We start from the raw sequence: 16,133 nt of genomic DNA, 5'->3' as shown, positions 1-16,133 counted from the left end.
CAATCTGATTCCCTTCCGGTGACGCGGTTAGCCTTCAATCGTGATTGGTCATCAAAGCGCGAGCGTGAGGTCGGTGAGCGGCACGGCCTGGCAGGCGAAGCACTGCCCCTCGCTCCCGTCGACCGGGCCGAGATGGGTGAATTCTCCATCGACCACCTCGACCGCGCAGCTTTCGCATTGCCCGACACGGCAGCCGCTCGGCAGCGCGACGCCCGCCGCACTTGCGGCGTCGAGCAGCGTCCCCTGTTCCGGTCCCCAGGAAAAGCTCTGCTTGCTGCCCGCAAGCCGGATGGTTCGCGGTGCAAGATCGCTCGGCACCGATGGCGGCGACACGAAGCTTTCGGAAAAAATGTCGAAGCGTGGCACGCCAAGCGCGGTCACAGCCTCGATCTGCGCCGCGACGAAATCCGGCGAGCCGCAGATGTAGACCAGCGGCCGGCGCGCCAAGAGCGGCTTGACCTGTTCGAGATCGAGCCGCCCCTTGCGCAACGACTGCGCGTCGACCGAATCCTGCGCGAGCGGTGCCGAATAGAACGTCACCCGCGTCAGCCCCGGCGTGCTGGCTTCCAGTTCCGCCAGCCGCTGCGCGAACGGATGCTCGCGGCTGCTGCGGCAGCCGTGGAGCAGCAGGACGTGGGCGACGCGATCTTGTGGCGCTGTGTGTTGCAGCGTCTCGAGATGGCTGATGAACGGCGTGATGCCTATGCCGGCAGCGAGGAAGACCAGCGGCCGCGGTCCCTTCAATGGCGGCGTGAAGATGCCGCCCGGCGGCTCCAGCAGAACCTGGTCTCCAACGGCAAGACCATGCAGTCGATCCGGCATGAAGAATGGAGCATCGCCGCTCCGCGCTTCGCCGAGGAAACGTCCTTTCACCGCAATCGATAGCGCTTGCGGCAGGTTGCCCGATCCGGTCAGCGAGTAGGCCCGCGTCTCCGCTGTGCCCGGCAGCGAGATCATCACATGCTGGCCCGACAGGAAGTCGGGCAGCGGACCACCGTCAAGCGGCAGCAGGCTGAGGGCGATGACGTTATCGGCCTCGCCCCTGCGCTCGCCAACCACGAACCGCCGCTGGCCGCTCCAGACGCCGCGGCTGGCCACGCCGTCGCGCCTGATATCGCAGACGATCGCACGCAGCGGGACGGAGCCGCTGACCGGGTCGCGCGCATCGTCGTGCAGCACCGCGTTGATGTTGCGCGTGAGGGGGCCTGCCGCAGCCGAGCGATCGCGGCCGAGCGGCGGACAATCCTCCCACCAGCCGAATTCGGCGACGACGACCCGCGCGTCGAGCGCCGCATTGAGACGCACCTTCAGGCGCACGGCACCGCCTTGCGTTTCCACCACGGCCCAGTCGCCCTCTACCAATCCGCGCCGCTCGGCGAGCTGCGGGCTGATCTCGACGGCCGGATCGGGCGACTTTCGCCGCAGCGAGGCGACATGCCGCCAGGAGGAGTGAATGAACCAGCCGCTCTTGGCGGTGGAGAGCACGAGCGGAAAGCGTTCGTCTGCCGCTGTCGTGAGCGGGCTGCCGACCGGTTCGACATGATCGGGCAACGGGTCATGCCCGTGTCCGAGCATCAGCTCCGAATAGATCTCGATACGGCGTGTCGGCGTCGCAAAGCCCGCCGCCGTTCCGTCCTCGCGCGTGACGGCGTATTTTTCATCGCGGAAGACCTGCGGGAAGCGGCGTCCTTCCGGATGTTCGCGCAGATCCTCGACACCGATGCCGAGCGGCGCCAGCTGATAATTCCAGCCGGCCTTGATGTCTCCGCCGAAGAACAAGCTCCCCATGCCGAGCTTGAGCGCGAGCGCGGCGGCGATCTCGTAATCGGCCTTCACTGCACCGATCGGCTCGACCATGCGCGGGCGAAACTGCACCGTCTCGACGGCTTGCTGCGTGATCTCGAACCCGATCTTGAGCGCGTCGCGCTCCCACGGTGTGCTGGCCGGCAGGATGAAGTCGGCGCTTTCCGCGGTCGGATTCATGAACATGTCGATATGAACCTGGAATTCCAGCGCCTTCAGCGCCGCACGGTTGCGCTCGGAATGGCCCTGCGAGACGACGAAGTTGGTGCCGAAGGCGACCAGCGCGCGCACGCGGTAAGGTTCGCCCTCGAGGACGGCGCGGCTGAAATCGCGCGCCGTGATCCAGCCCTTCGCCGGCGGGCCGAGCGGCAATTCGGCAAGGCCGAGCGCCTTGGCCTGCTGCTCCGGCGAAAGGATGTTGTAGTCGTTGAGAGGACGTGTCGGCGGCGGCACCGGCCAGCGATTGCCGCCAGGCCGATCGCACGCGCCGGTCAGCGCATAGAGCGACGCGATCGCGCGCTCGATCGCGGTGGCGTTGGTGTGCTGACCGACGCCGGTCCAGGAGTGATAGGCGAGCCGCGGCCGGGCCGCGAGCAACGCATTGAATGCGTCGATATCCTCGACACGCAGCCAGGTCAGTTCCGCCACCCGCGCCGGCGTATAGGGCGCGGCCCGCTCGGCCAGCAATTCGAACGCGGTTGCGGCCGAGATCGTCCGGCCGTCGCGTGCACGGATCGACAGCCCGCCGCGCAGTCGCCCGCCGCGCTCCGGCGCGTATCGGGTGTCGCAAGCCACCGGCGACCCCGACGCATCGAGACGAACGAAGGCCTCGGGGGTGCCATCCGCCCACAACGCGTCGGCGCGCAGGAAGCGTCCGGTCGCGCGATCGACCAGCAGCGATCCATTGGTCCACGCGTCGACGAAATCCGCATCGAAGCTGCCGGTCGCGATGAGATGACGGATCGCGCCCATCGCAAGCGCGCCATCAGCGCCCGGGCGAATCCGCAGCCAGAGATCGGCCTGCTGACCCGAGCCGTTCGGCTTAGGATCGACGACGATGACCTTGGCGCCGCGGCGCCGCGCATCTGCGATCCGTGTCGCCTGCGCAAGCCAGGTGCGCGCGGGATTGTGGCCCCACAGGATGATTGCATCGGCATTGTCGTAGTCGGGAAAGCCGATGCCGCGGCCGAAGGTCAGCGCGTGCGCATAATCCTTGTGCCAGCCGCAGATCTCCACCGCGTAGATCAAATTGGGACTGCCAAAGCCGCGGATGAAGCGCTCGACCCACTCAAAGCTGTCGACCATCGGCGTGCCGCTCGGCGTGGTGACGCCGAACGCCACGGCCTCGGCGCCGCTCTCGGCGCGGATCCTGCCGAGCCGGTCGGCGATCTCGGTCAATGCCTCGTCCCAGGACACCTCGACCCAGCCCGGATCGGCGGCATCACGCGGCCGGGTCCGTTTGAGCGGCACGGTCAGACGGCGCGGGCTGGCGACGATTTCGGGGGCTGCCCGGCCCTTGGCGCAAAGCGCGCCACCGGTCGGGTGGTTATTCAATACCTCTACACCGACAACGCGCCCGTCCTCGACCACGGTGACAGAACCGCAGCGCGAGCGACAGAGCGTGCAATAGCCGGGTAGCCGCTGTTTCACCGCCGTCTCATGTTCAAGTCAGCCCTTGTGACGCATTCTTGTAATGCGTTACACATTTACGTCATACGCTACCGGTCGCGTCAAGGCTAAGTAATAATCAGGGACGAATCGGAGCTCCCGGCGAGAGGCACCCATGGACCAGAATTTGCGCGAACAGGTGCTGCAGCGGGTGCGCGCCGAGATCATTTCCGGGCAGAGCCTTCCCGGCACGATGTATTCGGTGCCGTCACTCGCGGCGAGCCTCGGCGTCTCCTCGACGCCGGTGCGCGAAGCGCTGCTCGAGCTCAGCCGCGGCGGCCTGGTCGAGCCGATGCGCAACCGCGGCTTCAAGGTCTTGGAACCGTCGCTGACCGAGTTGCGCAATTTGTTCGACATGCGCGAGGTGCTGGAGCTGCACGCCGCCGTGCTGGTCGCCGCCAATCCTCCAAGGGATCTGCCAGTCGTGCGCGGCTGGGCCGACCAGATCGCCAAGGCCGTCGAGACCGACGACGTCCAGCTCTATCTGGAAGCCGATCGCAACTATCATCGCGAGTTCATCGCAGCTGCCGGCAACGAGCTCTTGACCGACATGGTGATGGGCCTGCGCGACAAGATGCGGCTCTACGGCATCAGCTCACGCGCCGGCCTCGAGCGGCAGCAGGCCTCGGTGCCCGAGCACTACCGGCTGATCGAGCTCGCGCTCGCCGGCGAGACCGAGGCATTGCCGACGCTACTTCGCAGCCACATCCGCTCCTGGGAGCCGATCTTCGTCGACGCTTTGATGCGCTCGAAGGAGTACGCGCGCGAGCCGCTGCGGCAGGCGCGCAGTTGACGCACGGGGCGAGTTGGATCGCTCGTAACGATGACCCGCTAGTCCAGAATGCTTTTGTAGTGCTCCGAGAAGACATCGCGGCCGATGATCAGCCGCATCACTTCGGAGCTTCCGGCCAGGATCCGATTGACGCGCGCGTCGGTGAACATGCGGCTGATCGGATACTCATCCATATAGCCTGCGCCGCCGTGCAGCTGTACACCGAGGTCGAGCATCTTCCACTCGACTTCCGATGACATCATCTTGGCCTTGGCGCCCATATTGCTGGTCAGGCGCCCCGCATTGTGTTCGGCCACGCAGTGATCGACATAGACCTGCACGAGATCGATCTCGGCATCCATCTCCGCCATGCGGAACTGGGTGTTTTGCTGTTCGGCCAGCGGCCTGCCGAACAGCTTGCGATCCATCACGTATGCGCGTGTGATGTCGAACGCCTTGCGGCCATTGGCGATTGACCCGACCGCGGAGATCAGCCGCTCCTCGGCAAGGCCCTCCATCAAATAGTAGAAGCCCCTGCCCGGTTCTCCAAGCACGTTGGCTTTAGGCACCTTCACGTTCTGGAAGAACAGTTCGGCGGTGTCCTGCGCCGGCATGCCCATCTTCTTGAGATTGCGGCCGCGCTCGAAGCCTTCCATGCCGCGCTCGACGATCAGCAGCACCATCGCGTGCTTCTTCTCGGCACCTGCGAGCCTGGCGGCCACGATCACCACGTCGGAATTGATGCCGTTGGAAATATAGGTCTTCGAGCCGTTGAGCAGGAAATGATCGCCCTTGTCCTCCGCCGTCGTCCGCATGCCCGCGAGGTCCGAGCCCGCGCCGGGCTCGGTCATCGCGATGGCCAGGATCGTCTCGCCGCTGACGCATTTGGGCAGGAAGCGGTCGCGCTGTTCTTCGGTGCCGAAGCGCTTGAAATAGGAGCCGACCAGGCGGCTGTGCAGCGTGTTGAACCAGCCCTTGCAGCCCGAGCGCGCGGTCTCCTCGATGATGATCTGCTCATAGCGAAAGTCCTCGTCGCCCATCCCGCCATACTTTTCCTCGGGCCAGATCATCAGGAAACCGAGATCGCCGGCCTTCCTGAACGCGCTGCGGTCGACGATACCGGCCTCCCGCCACGCCTCCATATGAGGCGCGATCTTGCTCGCGAGGAATTTGCGGTAGGCGTCGCGGAAGATGACCTGGTCTTCGGTAAAGCTACGCATCATTCACCCAATAGAGCTCTCAAGCGGTGTGCAACGGGCCGACGTGGGGCGAAGCACTGACAAAAAAATCGGAGCGCCGGTTCTGCTTCAATCAAAACCAGCGCTCCGTCTTGAAACAAGCGACGCCTTACTTGCCCTTCCAGTTCGGCGCGCGTTTTTCTGCGAAGGCAGCTGCGCCCTCGCGGGCATCCTCGGACACGAAGACAGGAGCGACGATCTCCTGCTGCTTCTTCCACATCTGGTCTTCCGGCCAGAGCCGGGATTCGACGATCACCTGCTTGGATGCCTTGACGGCGAGCGGGCCATTGGCGCCGATCGCGGCTGCAAGCTCGAGTGCGGCGTCGAGGGCCGGGCCGTCGGTCACGCGGTTGATGATGCCGAGTTGGTAGGCGCGCTCGGCACCGAAGAACTCGCCCGTCAATGCGAACTCCATCGCCACGCGGAACGGCATCTGGCGCGGCATGCGGATCAGCCCGCCGGCCGCGGCAGCCAGCCCGCGCTTCACCTCGGGGATCCCGAACTTGGCGTTGCGGTTGGCGACGATCATGTCGCACGACAGCGCGATCTCCATCCCGCCGGCGAGCGCGTAGCCGTCCACGGCCGCGATCAGCGGCTTCTTCGGGGGGGCCTCGGTGAGGCCGGCGAAGCCACGGCCCGGGATCGACGGCCGCTCGCCCTTCAGGAACCCCTTGAGGTCCATGCCCGAGCAGAATGTGCCGCCGGCGCCGGTGATGATGCCGACGCTGAGAGCATCGTCGGCGTCGAGCCGGTCGATCGCCGCGGCCACGCCCTTGGAGAGGGCGAGGTTGGCCGCGTTCTTGGCTTCCGGCCGGTTCAACGTGATGATCAGCATAGGTCCGCGGACTTCAGTGAGGACCGGAGTTTCTTCGGACATCGCTTTGGTCTCCTGTTGCCGTGCGCTTAGCGCGGGGCCATGCGGATGGCGCCATCGAGGCGGACATCTTCACCGTTGAAGTAGCCGTTGGTGATCATGGTCAACGCCAGCTGCGCATATTCCTCCGGCATGCCAAGACGCTTCGGGAACGGCACCGACGCGCTGAGCGCGGCCTTGACGTTCTCCGGGGCGCCCTGCAGCAACGGGGTGTTGAAGATGCCCGGCAGGATGGTGTTGACGCGGATGCCCTCGGCCATCAGGTCGCGCGCGATCGGCAGGGTCATGCCGACGACGCCGGCCTTCGAGGCCGAATAGGCCGCCTGTCCCATCTGGCCGTCCTCGGCCGCGACCGATGCCGTGTTCACGACCGCGCCGCGCTCACCGTGCTCCAGCGGGGACAGCGACAGCATCCCCTGCGCCGACTTGGCGATGCAGCGGAAGGTGCCGACGAGGTTGATCTGGATGATGCGGTTGAAGGCGTCGATCGGGAAGTGGGTGGGTTCGCCGGTCTTCTTGTCCCGGCCTGCAGTCTTCACCGCGTTGCCGGTGCCGGCGCAGTTCACCAGGATGCGCTCCTGGCCGTGCGCCGCGCGCGCCTTGGCGAAGCCCGCATCGACCTGCTCGTCAGAGGTGACGTCGACCTTGCAGAACACACCGCCGATTTCCTTGGCGATCGCCTCGCCCTTCTCTTCGTTGAAGTCGAAGATCGCGACTTTGACGCCTTGTGCTGCAAGCGCCCGCGAGGTGGCCGCGCCGAGGCCGGAAGCGCCGCCGGTGACGACGGCGGCGACCGATGAATCGAGTTTCATGGCAATATCCTTTCGCGATCAGATGCGTTCGATGACGATGGCCGGCGCCATGCCGCCGGCGGCACACATGGTAACGAGACCATAACGTCCGCCGCTCCGCTCGAGCTCGTCGAGCGCCGTGCCGATCAGAATCGATCCGGTGGCGCCGATCGGGTGGCCGAGCGCGATCGAGCCGCCATTGATGTTGACCTTCTCGCGATCCAGCTCGAGGTCGCGGATGAATTTCTCGGCAACGACCGCGAAGGCCTCGTTGATCTCCCAGACGTCAATGTCGTCCTTGGTCAGGCCGGCCTTGGCGAGAACCTTCTTGGCCGCCGGAACCGGCGCGTTGAGCATCAGCGTCGGATCGTCACCCTGATTGGCATAGGCCACGATCCGGCCGCGCGGCTTGAGGCCGTGCTTCTCGGCATATTCTTTGGAGGTGATGAGGACCGCGGCGGCGCCGTCCACCACGCCCGAGCTGTTGCCGGCATGATGCACGCCCTTCCACTCGAGGCCCGGATAACGGCGCTGGATCTGCTTCTTGAACGTCACACCGTTGCCGAGGTCGAAATCGGCAAGCTGCTCGAAGCTCGGCTTCAGCGAAGCAAGGCCTTCGGCCGTGGTCTCGGGGCGCGGGAATTCCTCACGACCGAGGGCGACGCTGCCGTCGCCGTTGAGCACCGGGATCACCGACTTGGCGAAGCGGCCTTCATCGATCGCCCGCTTGGCGCGCTGCTGGCTGACCAGCGCCAGCGCATCGCAGGCTTCGCGGCTGATCCCCTCGCGCGTGGCGATGGCGTCGCCGCACACGCCTTGGTGCGACTGCGGGTGAATCTCGTCAAGCGCCGGATTGCCCGACCCCATCATCCGCGCCGGCTGTCCCGCCTTGGAGCGCTCGGCAGCGAGGGTCTGCTGATAGCTCATCATCTCGGTACCGCCGGCGATGACGCAATCCTCCATTCCCGACATCACCGAAGCTGCCGCAAGGTTCACCGACGTGATGCCGCCGCCGCAGAAGCGATCCAGCGTCGTGCCGCTGGCGTTGATGTCGTAGCCGGCGGCGAGCGCCGACATGCGTCCGAGGTCGCCGCCCTGCTTGCCCTCCTGGGTCGAGGTCGACCAGATGATGTCATCGACGGTCGACGTATCGAGCTTGTTGCGCTCCTTGAGCGCGCCGAGCACCGTTGCCGCCAGCTGCTGCGGATGCAGGTGCGACAGCGCACCCTTGCCCGGCTTGCCGATGCCGCGCGGCGTGCGGACCGCGTCAATGATGTATGCTTCAGACATGCGTTTCCCTCTGCTTGGATGTTTCTTGACTGTGGGCTCGTGCCGGGGTCCCGACCGTTTCGGGTCTTCTGCCCCGGAACAAGCCGAGGCGTCAGCGGTGTGGCGTCACCGCAAGCGGCGCGGCAACCGGCTTGTGCTGATCTTCGAAGTACTCGAAACGCGAGTTGATCAGCATCGACGGTTGCGCCGTTGCGCGCTCCCGCTCGTCGGCGCAGACGGGTTTGTCGCCCCCCTCCGCAAACAACGGGACGCCGGGCGCGGCAGCGTGAGGACCGAGAGCATATTTCTGCTCTTGCGGCAGGTAGATCAATTGCCCGATCTGGGTGAGGGTCAAGGTGAGACGGGAGACCGTCGACCGGGGAAGACCGCAGCGATCGGCGATTTCGCGATTGCCCAGGCGTATGCTTCGACCTTCGAAGCAACGCACGATGTCGAATGCGCGCGATACCACCTGTATCACGCGCCGGTTGTCCGTGCCGGCGGTGTCTTGCGCCATCAGTACCTCAGATCGACGTCCCATCGTTTACGCCTCACTCCTCATTGTCATACGGGTGAATCAAACCCGCCCTGGTTCGGGCAGGACGTGCCGGTCCGCGACATCGCTGTCGAGCGCGCAACGCCGAGCGGCGCGCACGCGAGCGGACCTGCATGCAGGATCTGACGGCAGCTATCGGCGCGCGCCACGTCGGTGCCCGTGATGATCGAGCCGGCGCTGTGCCATGCGCGCGCGGCCACGAATTCGGCGTGCCGGACAAGGCCATTCCCGGCCTGTTCGAGGCCGGTCTGCATCGCGCCGATGGGCGCTTGGCCGTCCAGCTCAGTGAAGCCGCGACCGCGCGGAGCAAGCAGCTTCGGATCGCAACGGCCGGCCAGCATCAGGCGGATTCTTTCCCTAGGGTTTCAGATCTTAATTAATTGATTAATTAGTCAGGTGATTAAAGTGAGCGCTCCCCCCTGTCAACCGTCCTCGCCGCAGGGCGCCCCGCGCTCGGGTCGCACCTCACGCATCGCTCAAGCCGCCCGGGGCCGGCTTGTCGGGCAGTAGCTGCCGATCCGTCGTGACGACCGTCAGACCGGTGCCGGACGGTGATCGAACGAAATGCGCGGCACGAGAGCCCACCCGCAAGCGCCGAGACGCAGCGACGGGGCATGGGGCCTCTTGGTTGCACGTCAGCTTTCGTCGTTCGGTATGGCGCGCGCCACGCGACGCCCGCTCCGCAAGTACCACTCAGATCTCGAAATGCCATCGCCGATGAGCGATCGCTCCGAGAATGAATTTCCTTTGTCGGTTCGACGGGCGAAGCGACCGTTCCAGAGAACTGGCACCGTTCGACTTATTGATTGCAAACTTACGCGCTCATCCGCCTCTTCGCCGGCGCGACCGTGATCGTCGCGCCGACCCGGGCAGAAGCCGAAGACCTGCTCGCGGACTATGCCGCACATGTCGACCAGACCGGGCAACTCGCTCTGCTCTCGGGTTGGACCGGCATCGATTTCTCGACCTATCGTCCCGACCAGGCGGTGCAATATGTCGAGAGCAACGCGATCCAGTCGATGGTGGAGAACTTCACCCTGCGGAGCGAGCGCCCGGTGCGCCGAATTCATTGTCGCACGAATGCCGAGCGGAGCCGCGGCGGAGATCTTAGCGGACCAATGCCACAGCGAGCTCATCTGGCTGCCGATGTCCTGAGAGAGCACCCGCATTTCGTCGAACTCGGTTGTCGGCAACGAGTCGCAGGTCCGCTACATCGCGAACCTCCGCCACGGCCCTGCGCATCCGTTGTCGTTACCGCGACGACAGACGCTGCCTTTCGTCATCGGTCAGCTGCTGCGCCTGCTCAGCCGTCAGTGCACCGCTGCCGACCACGCGAAACATACTGTTCGGATCATAGCTCTGCCGCTCGTTGCCGCCGCGGCGCTGGTCATTGTCGCCGGGCTCCGGCGTGCCGTCGCCTCCGCCATAGCCGAGCACTTCGACAATGATGACCGAGGGCTGTCCGGTATTGGCTGCCGGTGCCGCCGCCGTCGGTTGCTGCGCCGCGCCTGCGGTGTTGTTCGCCGCGGTCAACGCGCCCACCGGCGGCCCCTGCACCACCGGCACACCGACCGACGTGCCCTGCACCTGGATATTGGCGATGTTGAGCACCTGCAGCGCTTCGAGGGTAAGATTGCCCGACACGCGGATGCCGGCCTCGCCGGCATCGATCGTGCCGTGCGGCGCGAACAGGTCGACGTTACCGGGGGGAACGCCGGGCACGCCAATCAGGGTTGCGATGCCGGCGCCGGTTTGCGGCGTGTTCGGCGTTTTGGTCGCGCCGCCGTATTGATCGTAGACGACCAAAGGCGGCGATGTCACGATCGAGGTCTGCTTGCCCTTGCCGGCGTTGAGATCGCCGTTGGTCGAGAACATCAGGATGTCGCCGCCGAGTTCGGTGAAGACGCGCGACTGCGCCACCACGACGCTCCGATCGGTGAAGATGTTGATGTCGCCGCCTTCGAGCGTCAGCAGGCCGGGGCGCGCGGTGTCGGCCTGCCCGGTCAGGTCGGGCGTCTGGTTTTCGATGCCGAGCGACACGCCGCCACCGGGCGCCAGGATGTTGATGCTGCCACCCTGCTCGGTGCGGACGCGTGCGAGCTGGAACAGCGAAAGGCTGCCGGCATAGGCTGTGGTGGTGCCACCGATCACGCTGCCCGGGAACAGGGTCTGGATCGCCCGGTAGGCCCGATCGTAACCCTTGCCGCCTGCGCCATGCCCATTGGCTGCGGCTTCGCCGCCCGCCCTGAGCTCGGCGAAGTACACCTGCTCGATGAACGGCAATTGTGCGGCCGGGGCGAGGTTGCGGAAATCGGCGAGCGCCTGGTCGCGATTGAGGGCGATGCCCTCGATCCCGCTCATGTAGCTGGTGAGCTGCGCCAGATAGCCTTGCGTCGTCGCATCCGTGTTCCGCGGATCGAAATAGAGGTCGATGAAGGCCGCGTTGTCGGGACCGTTGGCACCGGTGCCGACCGCGATGCCGATCGAGGCACCGGTCGCAGGCAGCAACGGATTGTCCGCGTTGCCGACCGACGTGATGCCCACCCCCTGCGTGCCATACTGGCCCTTCTGCGCAACAATGTCGCGACCTGCAAGGACCGATAGCGATCCAGGCCCCGCCACACGAATGTTGAAGAAGTCCGGGTAGGCCAGGCTGCAAGGCTGGCAGCTGACGATGTCGCGCCCGGCCTGCATCAGCGAGACGTCGCCGGGCCCGGCGTTCTCGATGTCGATAATCGGCTTGACGATATCGAGGCCGGCGCGCACCTGCGCGCGCTCCGATGTCGCCAGCGCGAGGTTTGTCAGGCTCCCCTGGACCGCATAGACATGCACGGTGCGCGGATTGTTGAACTGCACCAGGTTCGAAGGCACTGACAAAGAGCCACCAAACGTGTCGTAGGACGGATTGGAGAGTGTGCTCGCGTAATCACTGCCTGCCGGTGCCGAGGCGCCGGTGAGCTGGGACGCCAGATCGACCGCCGTCATGCTGACGCCAAAACCTATGATGTCCTGCTGCGCCAGCAGATCGAGGCGCGCCGTCGGCGCGGCCAGTGCAGCCAGATAATGGAAGTTGAAGCTGCTTTGTTGAATGCTGCCGGCGCGGATCGAGCCGCCGGCCGCGGTCAATTCGAAGATCGGTGGCGCAAAATCACCATGCACCGTGATGTCGCCGCCGGCCGCGAACTCGGTCAGGGCGCTGGCGGCCGTCATGCTGGTGAAGAAGCCGTAGGGCGCCGCAGTAGTGTAGTAGAATGTGGGCGGCCCATTTCCCTCCAGACCGGCCGGGATGTGATAGCCGCCGCTGCTCGATGGATCGGGTTGCTGCGTCATCCGCGTCGGATCGCCGACGATCGCATTGATTCCCCGGCGTGACACAACGTTGAACTGGGCATCGCCGATCAACAGATCCACCCGCGCAATCGCCAGGGAACTGGCGTTCAGCGGTGCCATCCCGACCTCGCCGGCCTGGATGTCGGCCGTCCCCCGCCCGACCAGCAGATTGGCGTAGTTGATACTGCCTCCGACGGTCAGCGAGAGATTGCCGCCACCATACACCCACCATACACCGACAACGCACTGGTGCCGGTCAATCCGCCGGTCGTCGGCAGGCTGATGTCGACAGCCTTCAGGTCACCATCGACTGCGATCCGGACGTTGCCTCCTCCCAGCGCGCCGAGTCCCTTGAACGCGGCCACTGATGGAAACGAATCGCTCGCGTAATCGAGATACGGTTGATAGTAGGTGCCGAAATTGACGAACCAGGTCGGACTGGCAGCCTTCGGCTCGGTCCATAGCCAATAGGTGTCGAGTTCAGAGGCCGCGTAGCTCTTCACACCATTATTGCTTGTATCCGCGCCGATCAGGCTGCCATGCGCCTTGACCGTGAGATTGCCGCCGCCATTCGAATAGCTGGCGTTGAATGCGAGGGGATACAGCGTATCGTACGACAGCAGATTGAAGTTCGCGTCGTACGTATAGCCAAGATAGCTGCTGTAATCGTACGTGTTGGCAGACAGGATCGGAACGCGCTGTGTCGGCGTGAAATTCGGCGTTACGGGCTCTCCCGCGGTATAAATGCCGAACGCGGTCTGGATGTCGATATTTCCCGCCGCAGCGAGCTCGAGGTCGCGCGCGCCGGCGCGGACCACGCTCGGAATCTGTACGACGGTGCCGCTGTCATTGACGTTGGCGTCAATCAGGTACGGCGCCGCGAACACGATCGAGCCTGGCTCGGGATTGGCCGCCGTGGCCGCGGGACGCAGCACGGCCGGCACGACCGCCAGCGGATCGGCACCGGCGAGATCCGCGCCCGCTACCAGCCGCAGCGTCGCTGATCCGGAGCCCGCCGGCAGCGGCGCCGCGATGGCGAAGATGCTGCCGTCCGGCGAACTGACCGGCGCGGCAAAGCCGTCGCTAATGCTGCCGTTGATCAGCAGGTTTCCGGCCGCACGCAACGTCAGCACCATCGGCTCGCCATTGTAGCGGTAGGTGTGCAGATCGATTCCGGAATTGGCGCTGGAGGGATTTTGCAACAGCTGGAGGTCACCGCTGCTGCGCAGCTCGATGCCAGGCATCAGGTGGAAGGCGGTGACGGAGGTACCCGTCAGTGTGCCGATGCCCGTCTTGATCGTGGCCGCAGCGATATACGCCCGCGCGTCGGCATCGGCCGTCGCCAGGTTGGCGTCGACATAGGGCGTGCCGCTGACGTCATAGGTCTTGACCGCCTCGACAACGATCTCGCGCGCGCCGATGACCCGGACCCCGTTGTTGCTGACGCGTACGCCGGTGCTGCCGTCGCCGTTGGTCGTGCGCGGCGCGCGCAGCCAGACCTGTCCACCATTGAGCGCGATGTTCGGGTCGGCGCCGGCGACGCTGATCGTCGGCGTGCTGCCGGAGCCGGCGTCGACATCGAACGTCAACATACCCGAGCTGTTGCCGGCGAGGCCGAGAAACACCGTACCGCCCCTGGCCGAGGTGGTGCCGGCATTGAGCGCCGCATGCGCGCCGAGCTCCAGATTGTTGCCGGCGATCAGGCGAATGGTCGCATCGCTGCCGCCGCTCGCATCGATCAGGCCGGCAACGGTGATGCTGCCGCTGCTCGCGGTCAACTCGACGTTGCGCGCGGTGATGTTGCCGACATTGATGTCGCCGGTCGCCAGCGTCAGCGCCCGCTCGCCCGAGAACCCCGCAATGCTGCCGAGCAGTGCACCAGCGTCACCCGACTTGAGCGTGAGGACCGCCTGGCCGCCGGCGTAGCGCGGATCGGCGCTCGCCAGCAACTGCCCGTCGAGATGGGCGGTCCCGTTCGGCGCGACGATGGTGAGCGTGCCCGCGTTGCTGCCCTGGTCGGAGTCCACGACATTGAGCATCGGCAGCGTCACCGAGCCGAGCCGGCCGCCGCGCAGATCGACCACCGCCCCGGACGCAACAGCGACATCGCCGTTCACGGTCTGCAGCGTGACGCCGCCGGCCGGCGCAATCCGCACCACGTCGAAGAACGGCGTCACCGCGCCGGCGACATTGGTGACCGACCCGGCCTGCAGTGTGATGCCGTTCTGCGCGGTGAAGGTGATCACGCCGGATGGCAGGTCGATGATGGTGCTCTGGACGATGCTCTGCGCCGAGACCGAGAGCGTCGCGCCGTTGGAATTGACGGCCGACTGGACGGCGCCACCGGGCCGCGCGGCGAAGCTGACCGTGCCGGCATTGGCGACGAGCTGCGTCAGCGCGCCGGCCTGCGCCGTCACCAGGGGCGCCGCGATCGTCAGACCACCGCTGACGCTGAAGGTGCCCGGCATCACCTGACCGGGGGCGTAGGACACCGTGCCGATTTTTTGCATCGTGCCCGCAGCGATCGGGCCCGCATAGGCGACGCCGCCGATCACCTGCTCGGACGCCGCCAGCGTCACGGTGTTGAAGCCACCGAAGGCAAGATTGCCGCCGCCGCCCAGCGTCAGCTGCGTCGCATCGATCTCGAAGGCGCCTTGCCCGATTCCCGTCGCAGCTGCGCCCGTTGCGCCGCCGTTCAGCGTGATCGTGTCGGCGCGGAGCCTGACGCGGTCGGCGGCGGCACCAAATCCATTGACCACGGGCGCGCTCAACGTCAGCCCGGCGAGCAGGGGCTGACCGGTCGCCGGATCCAGATCACCGAGATCGACCGAGCCATAGACGTTGATCGCGGTCGACGCCGACAGCATCAGGTTGCCGGTCGCCGGCAGATGACGCAGCGGATCACCTTCGGACAACTGCGCGAGCAGGCTGGCACTCAGATTGAAGCCCGAAGCACCTCCCGCGCCGAAATTGATCACCGGCACGCTGACCATCACGGTCGGCGCCGCAAGGCGGGCGGAAGGATCCATGCTGATCGTGTTCGAGGCGCTCAGCGCCAGCACACTGCCGCCGAAGATTTGCGCGCCCGCGCCGATACTCAGCTTGCTCGCGCCGCCGCTCCCCGTCGGCAACGTGACCGGCAGCACCGGTGCGTTGGACGCCAGCACGAATGCGCCCGCCCCCCCTCCGCCGACACGCGCGAGCGCGATCGATCCCAGGGTCTTGCCTGTGTTCGGATCGTTCGGGAACAGGGTGGAGATCGCACCGAACGAGGTCGTGTCGATCTGCGCACCGGCTCCGATCGTGATCGCCTTGCTCGCCGTCAGCATGATTTCGGGTGCGGTCAGCGCCGCCCCACTGTCGATCTGGAGCTGCTGCGCCGCCGGCGTGATGGTCAGCACGTTGCCGTTCAGGTTGCGTGTACCGCCGATCAGAATGCTCTGCGCACCAATGCTGTCGAGCGCACTGGCCTGCAGCCCGGTCATGCCCGGCGCTGCGGTGCCCCCCGGCGCGAGGATCTCGAGATTCGGAGCCACGATATCGGCCTGCCCGCCCCGGCCGCCGGCCGGAGCCGAGAAGTCGCCGAACCCGCCGGTGACGGGCAACGACAGACTGTCGGTCGCACTGATGACAAGTTGCCCCGCATCGACCGGCAGATAGGGTGCCGCAATGCCGCTTGCAGCCGCCTTGGACGTATAGAACTGGCTCGCCGTGGCTTCGGCATATTGCGACTGCCGGCGGACGACCGCTCCCGGCGTAACGATGTAGGCCGAGGGCAGCGAATCGCGGAAGCCCGTATTGGCGACCTCGCCGTAGCCGATCACACGGTAGG

General features: G+C 65.9%; 10 protein-coding genes and 1 pseudogene. 1 reads left to right on the top strand and 10 read right to left on the bottom strand.

Annotated elements, in window-relative coordinates:
* Window positions 1-51: 51 nt before the first annotated feature.
* Window positions 52-3,453 (bottom strand): molybdopterin-dependent oxidoreductase, encoded by a 3,402-nt coding sequence (locus tag HAP47_RS13405; protein WP_173637839.1) that lies wholly within the window; start codon window positions 3,451-3,453, stop codon window positions 52-54.
* Window positions 3,454-3,586: 133 nt separating this feature from the next.
* Between HAP47_RS13405 and HAP47_RS13400 the strand changes: the two genes are divergently transcribed.
* Window positions 3,587-4,264, top strand: a complete 678-nt coding sequence (locus tag HAP47_RS13400) for a GntR family transcriptional regulator (RefSeq protein ID WP_173637840.1) — start codon at window positions 3,587-3,589, stop codon at window positions 4,262-4,264.
* Between the two features lie 38 nt (window positions 4,265-4,302).
* Here the strand turns inward: HAP47_RS13400 and HAP47_RS13395 are convergent, their stop codons facing one another.
* The 9 genes and pseudogenes from HAP47_RS13395 to HAP47_RS13355 all read right to left on the bottom strand — a co-directional run bounded on the left by HAP47_RS13395 (window position 4,303) and on the right by HAP47_RS13355 (window position 16,125).
* Window positions 4,303-5,466, bottom strand: a complete 1,164-nt coding sequence (locus HAP47_RS13395; protein ID WP_231168866.1) for an acyl-CoA dehydrogenase family protein — start codon at window positions 5,464-5,466, stop codon at window positions 4,303-4,305.
* A 124-nt stretch (window positions 5,467-5,590) separates the two neighbouring features.
* On the bottom strand, window positions 5,591-6,358 hold the full coding sequence (locus tag HAP47_RS13390; RefSeq protein ID WP_173637842.1) for a crotonase/enoyl-CoA hydratase family protein: 768 nt from the start codon (window positions 6,356-6,358) through the stop codon (window positions 5,591-5,593).
* A 26-nt stretch (window positions 6,359-6,384) separates the two neighbouring features.
* Window positions 6,385-7,167: an SDR family NAD(P)-dependent oxidoreductase gene (locus HAP47_RS13385; protein WP_028340063.1), complete on the bottom strand. Its 783-nt coding sequence runs from the start codon at window positions 7,165-7,167 to the stop codon at window positions 6,385-6,387.
* Between the two features lie 18 nt (window positions 7,168-7,185).
* Window positions 7,186-8,436 (bottom strand): acetyl-CoA C-acetyltransferase, encoded by a 1,251-nt coding sequence (locus HAP47_RS13380; protein ID WP_173637843.1) that lies wholly within the window; start codon window positions 8,434-8,436, stop codon window positions 7,186-7,188.
* A 256-nt stretch (window positions 8,437-8,692) separates the two neighbouring features.
* Window positions 8,693-8,956 (bottom strand): annotated as a pseudogene (locus tag HAP47_RS13375) (helix-turn-helix domain-containing protein); the annotation flags it as partial.
* 23 nt (window positions 8,957-8,979) lie between these two features.
* The gene (locus HAP47_RS13370) at window positions 8,980-9,312 is read right to left on the bottom strand and encodes a hypothetical protein (RefSeq protein WP_173637845.1); all 333 of its coding nucleotides are present in this window, start codon (window positions 9,310-9,312) and stop codon (window positions 8,980-8,982) included.
* Between the two features lie 294 nt (window positions 9,313-9,606).
* Window positions 9,607-10,164, bottom strand: a complete 558-nt coding sequence (locus tag HAP47_RS41560; protein WP_173637846.1) for a hypothetical protein — start codon at window positions 10,162-10,164, stop codon at window positions 9,607-9,609.
* Window positions 10,165-10,222: 58 nt separating this feature from the next.
* Entirely contained in the window at window positions 10,223-12,526 is a 2,304-nt protein-coding gene (locus HAP47_RS13360; RefSeq protein WP_176396216.1) for a filamentous haemagglutinin family protein, read from the bottom strand.
* A complete protein-coding gene (locus HAP47_RS13355) occupies window positions 12,499-16,125 on the bottom strand; it encodes a beta strand repeat-containing protein (RefSeq protein ID WP_173637848.1) in 3,627 nt (1,208 codons plus the stop codon). The genes HAP47_RS13360 and HAP47_RS13355 overlap by 28 nt, the downstream gene beginning before the upstream one ends.
* Window positions 16,126-16,133: the final 8 nt, after the last annotated feature.

The sequence above is a fragment of the Bradyrhizobium sp. 41S5 genome (assembly GCF_011516665.3).
GTDB lineage: Bacteria > Pseudomonadota > Alphaproteobacteria > Rhizobiales > Xanthobacteraceae > Bradyrhizobium > Bradyrhizobium quebecense.
This window is presented reverse-complemented; position numbering and strand designations above follow the sequence as displayed.

What these genes read in the sequence shown, in the direction of transcription:
- HAP47_RS13370 (WP_173637845.1), bottom strand. Translation starts at nt 9,312, where the DNA reads ATGCTGGCCGGCCGTTGCGATCCGAAGCTGCTTGCTCCGCGCGGTCGC.
- HAP47_RS13385 (WP_028340063.1), bottom strand. Translation starts at nt 7,167, where the DNA reads ATGAAACTCGATTCATCGGTCGCCGCCGTCGTCACCGGCGGCGCTTCC.
- HAP47_RS13380 (WP_173637843.1), bottom strand. Translation starts at nt 8,436, where the DNA reads ATGTCTGAAGCATACATCATTGACGCGGTCCGCACGCCGCGCGGCATC.
- HAP47_RS13390 (WP_173637842.1), bottom strand. Translation starts at nt 6,358, where the DNA reads ATGTCCGAAGAAACTCCGGTCCTCACTGAAGTCCGCGGACCTATGCTG.
- HAP47_RS13400 (WP_173637840.1), top strand. Translation starts at nt 3,587, where the DNA reads ATGGACCAGAATTTGCGCGAACAGGTGCTGCAGCGGGTGCGCGCCGAG.
- HAP47_RS13395 (WP_231168866.1), bottom strand. Translation starts at nt 5,466, where the DNA reads ATGATGCGTAGCTTTACCGAAGACCAGGTCATCTTCCGCGACGCCTAC.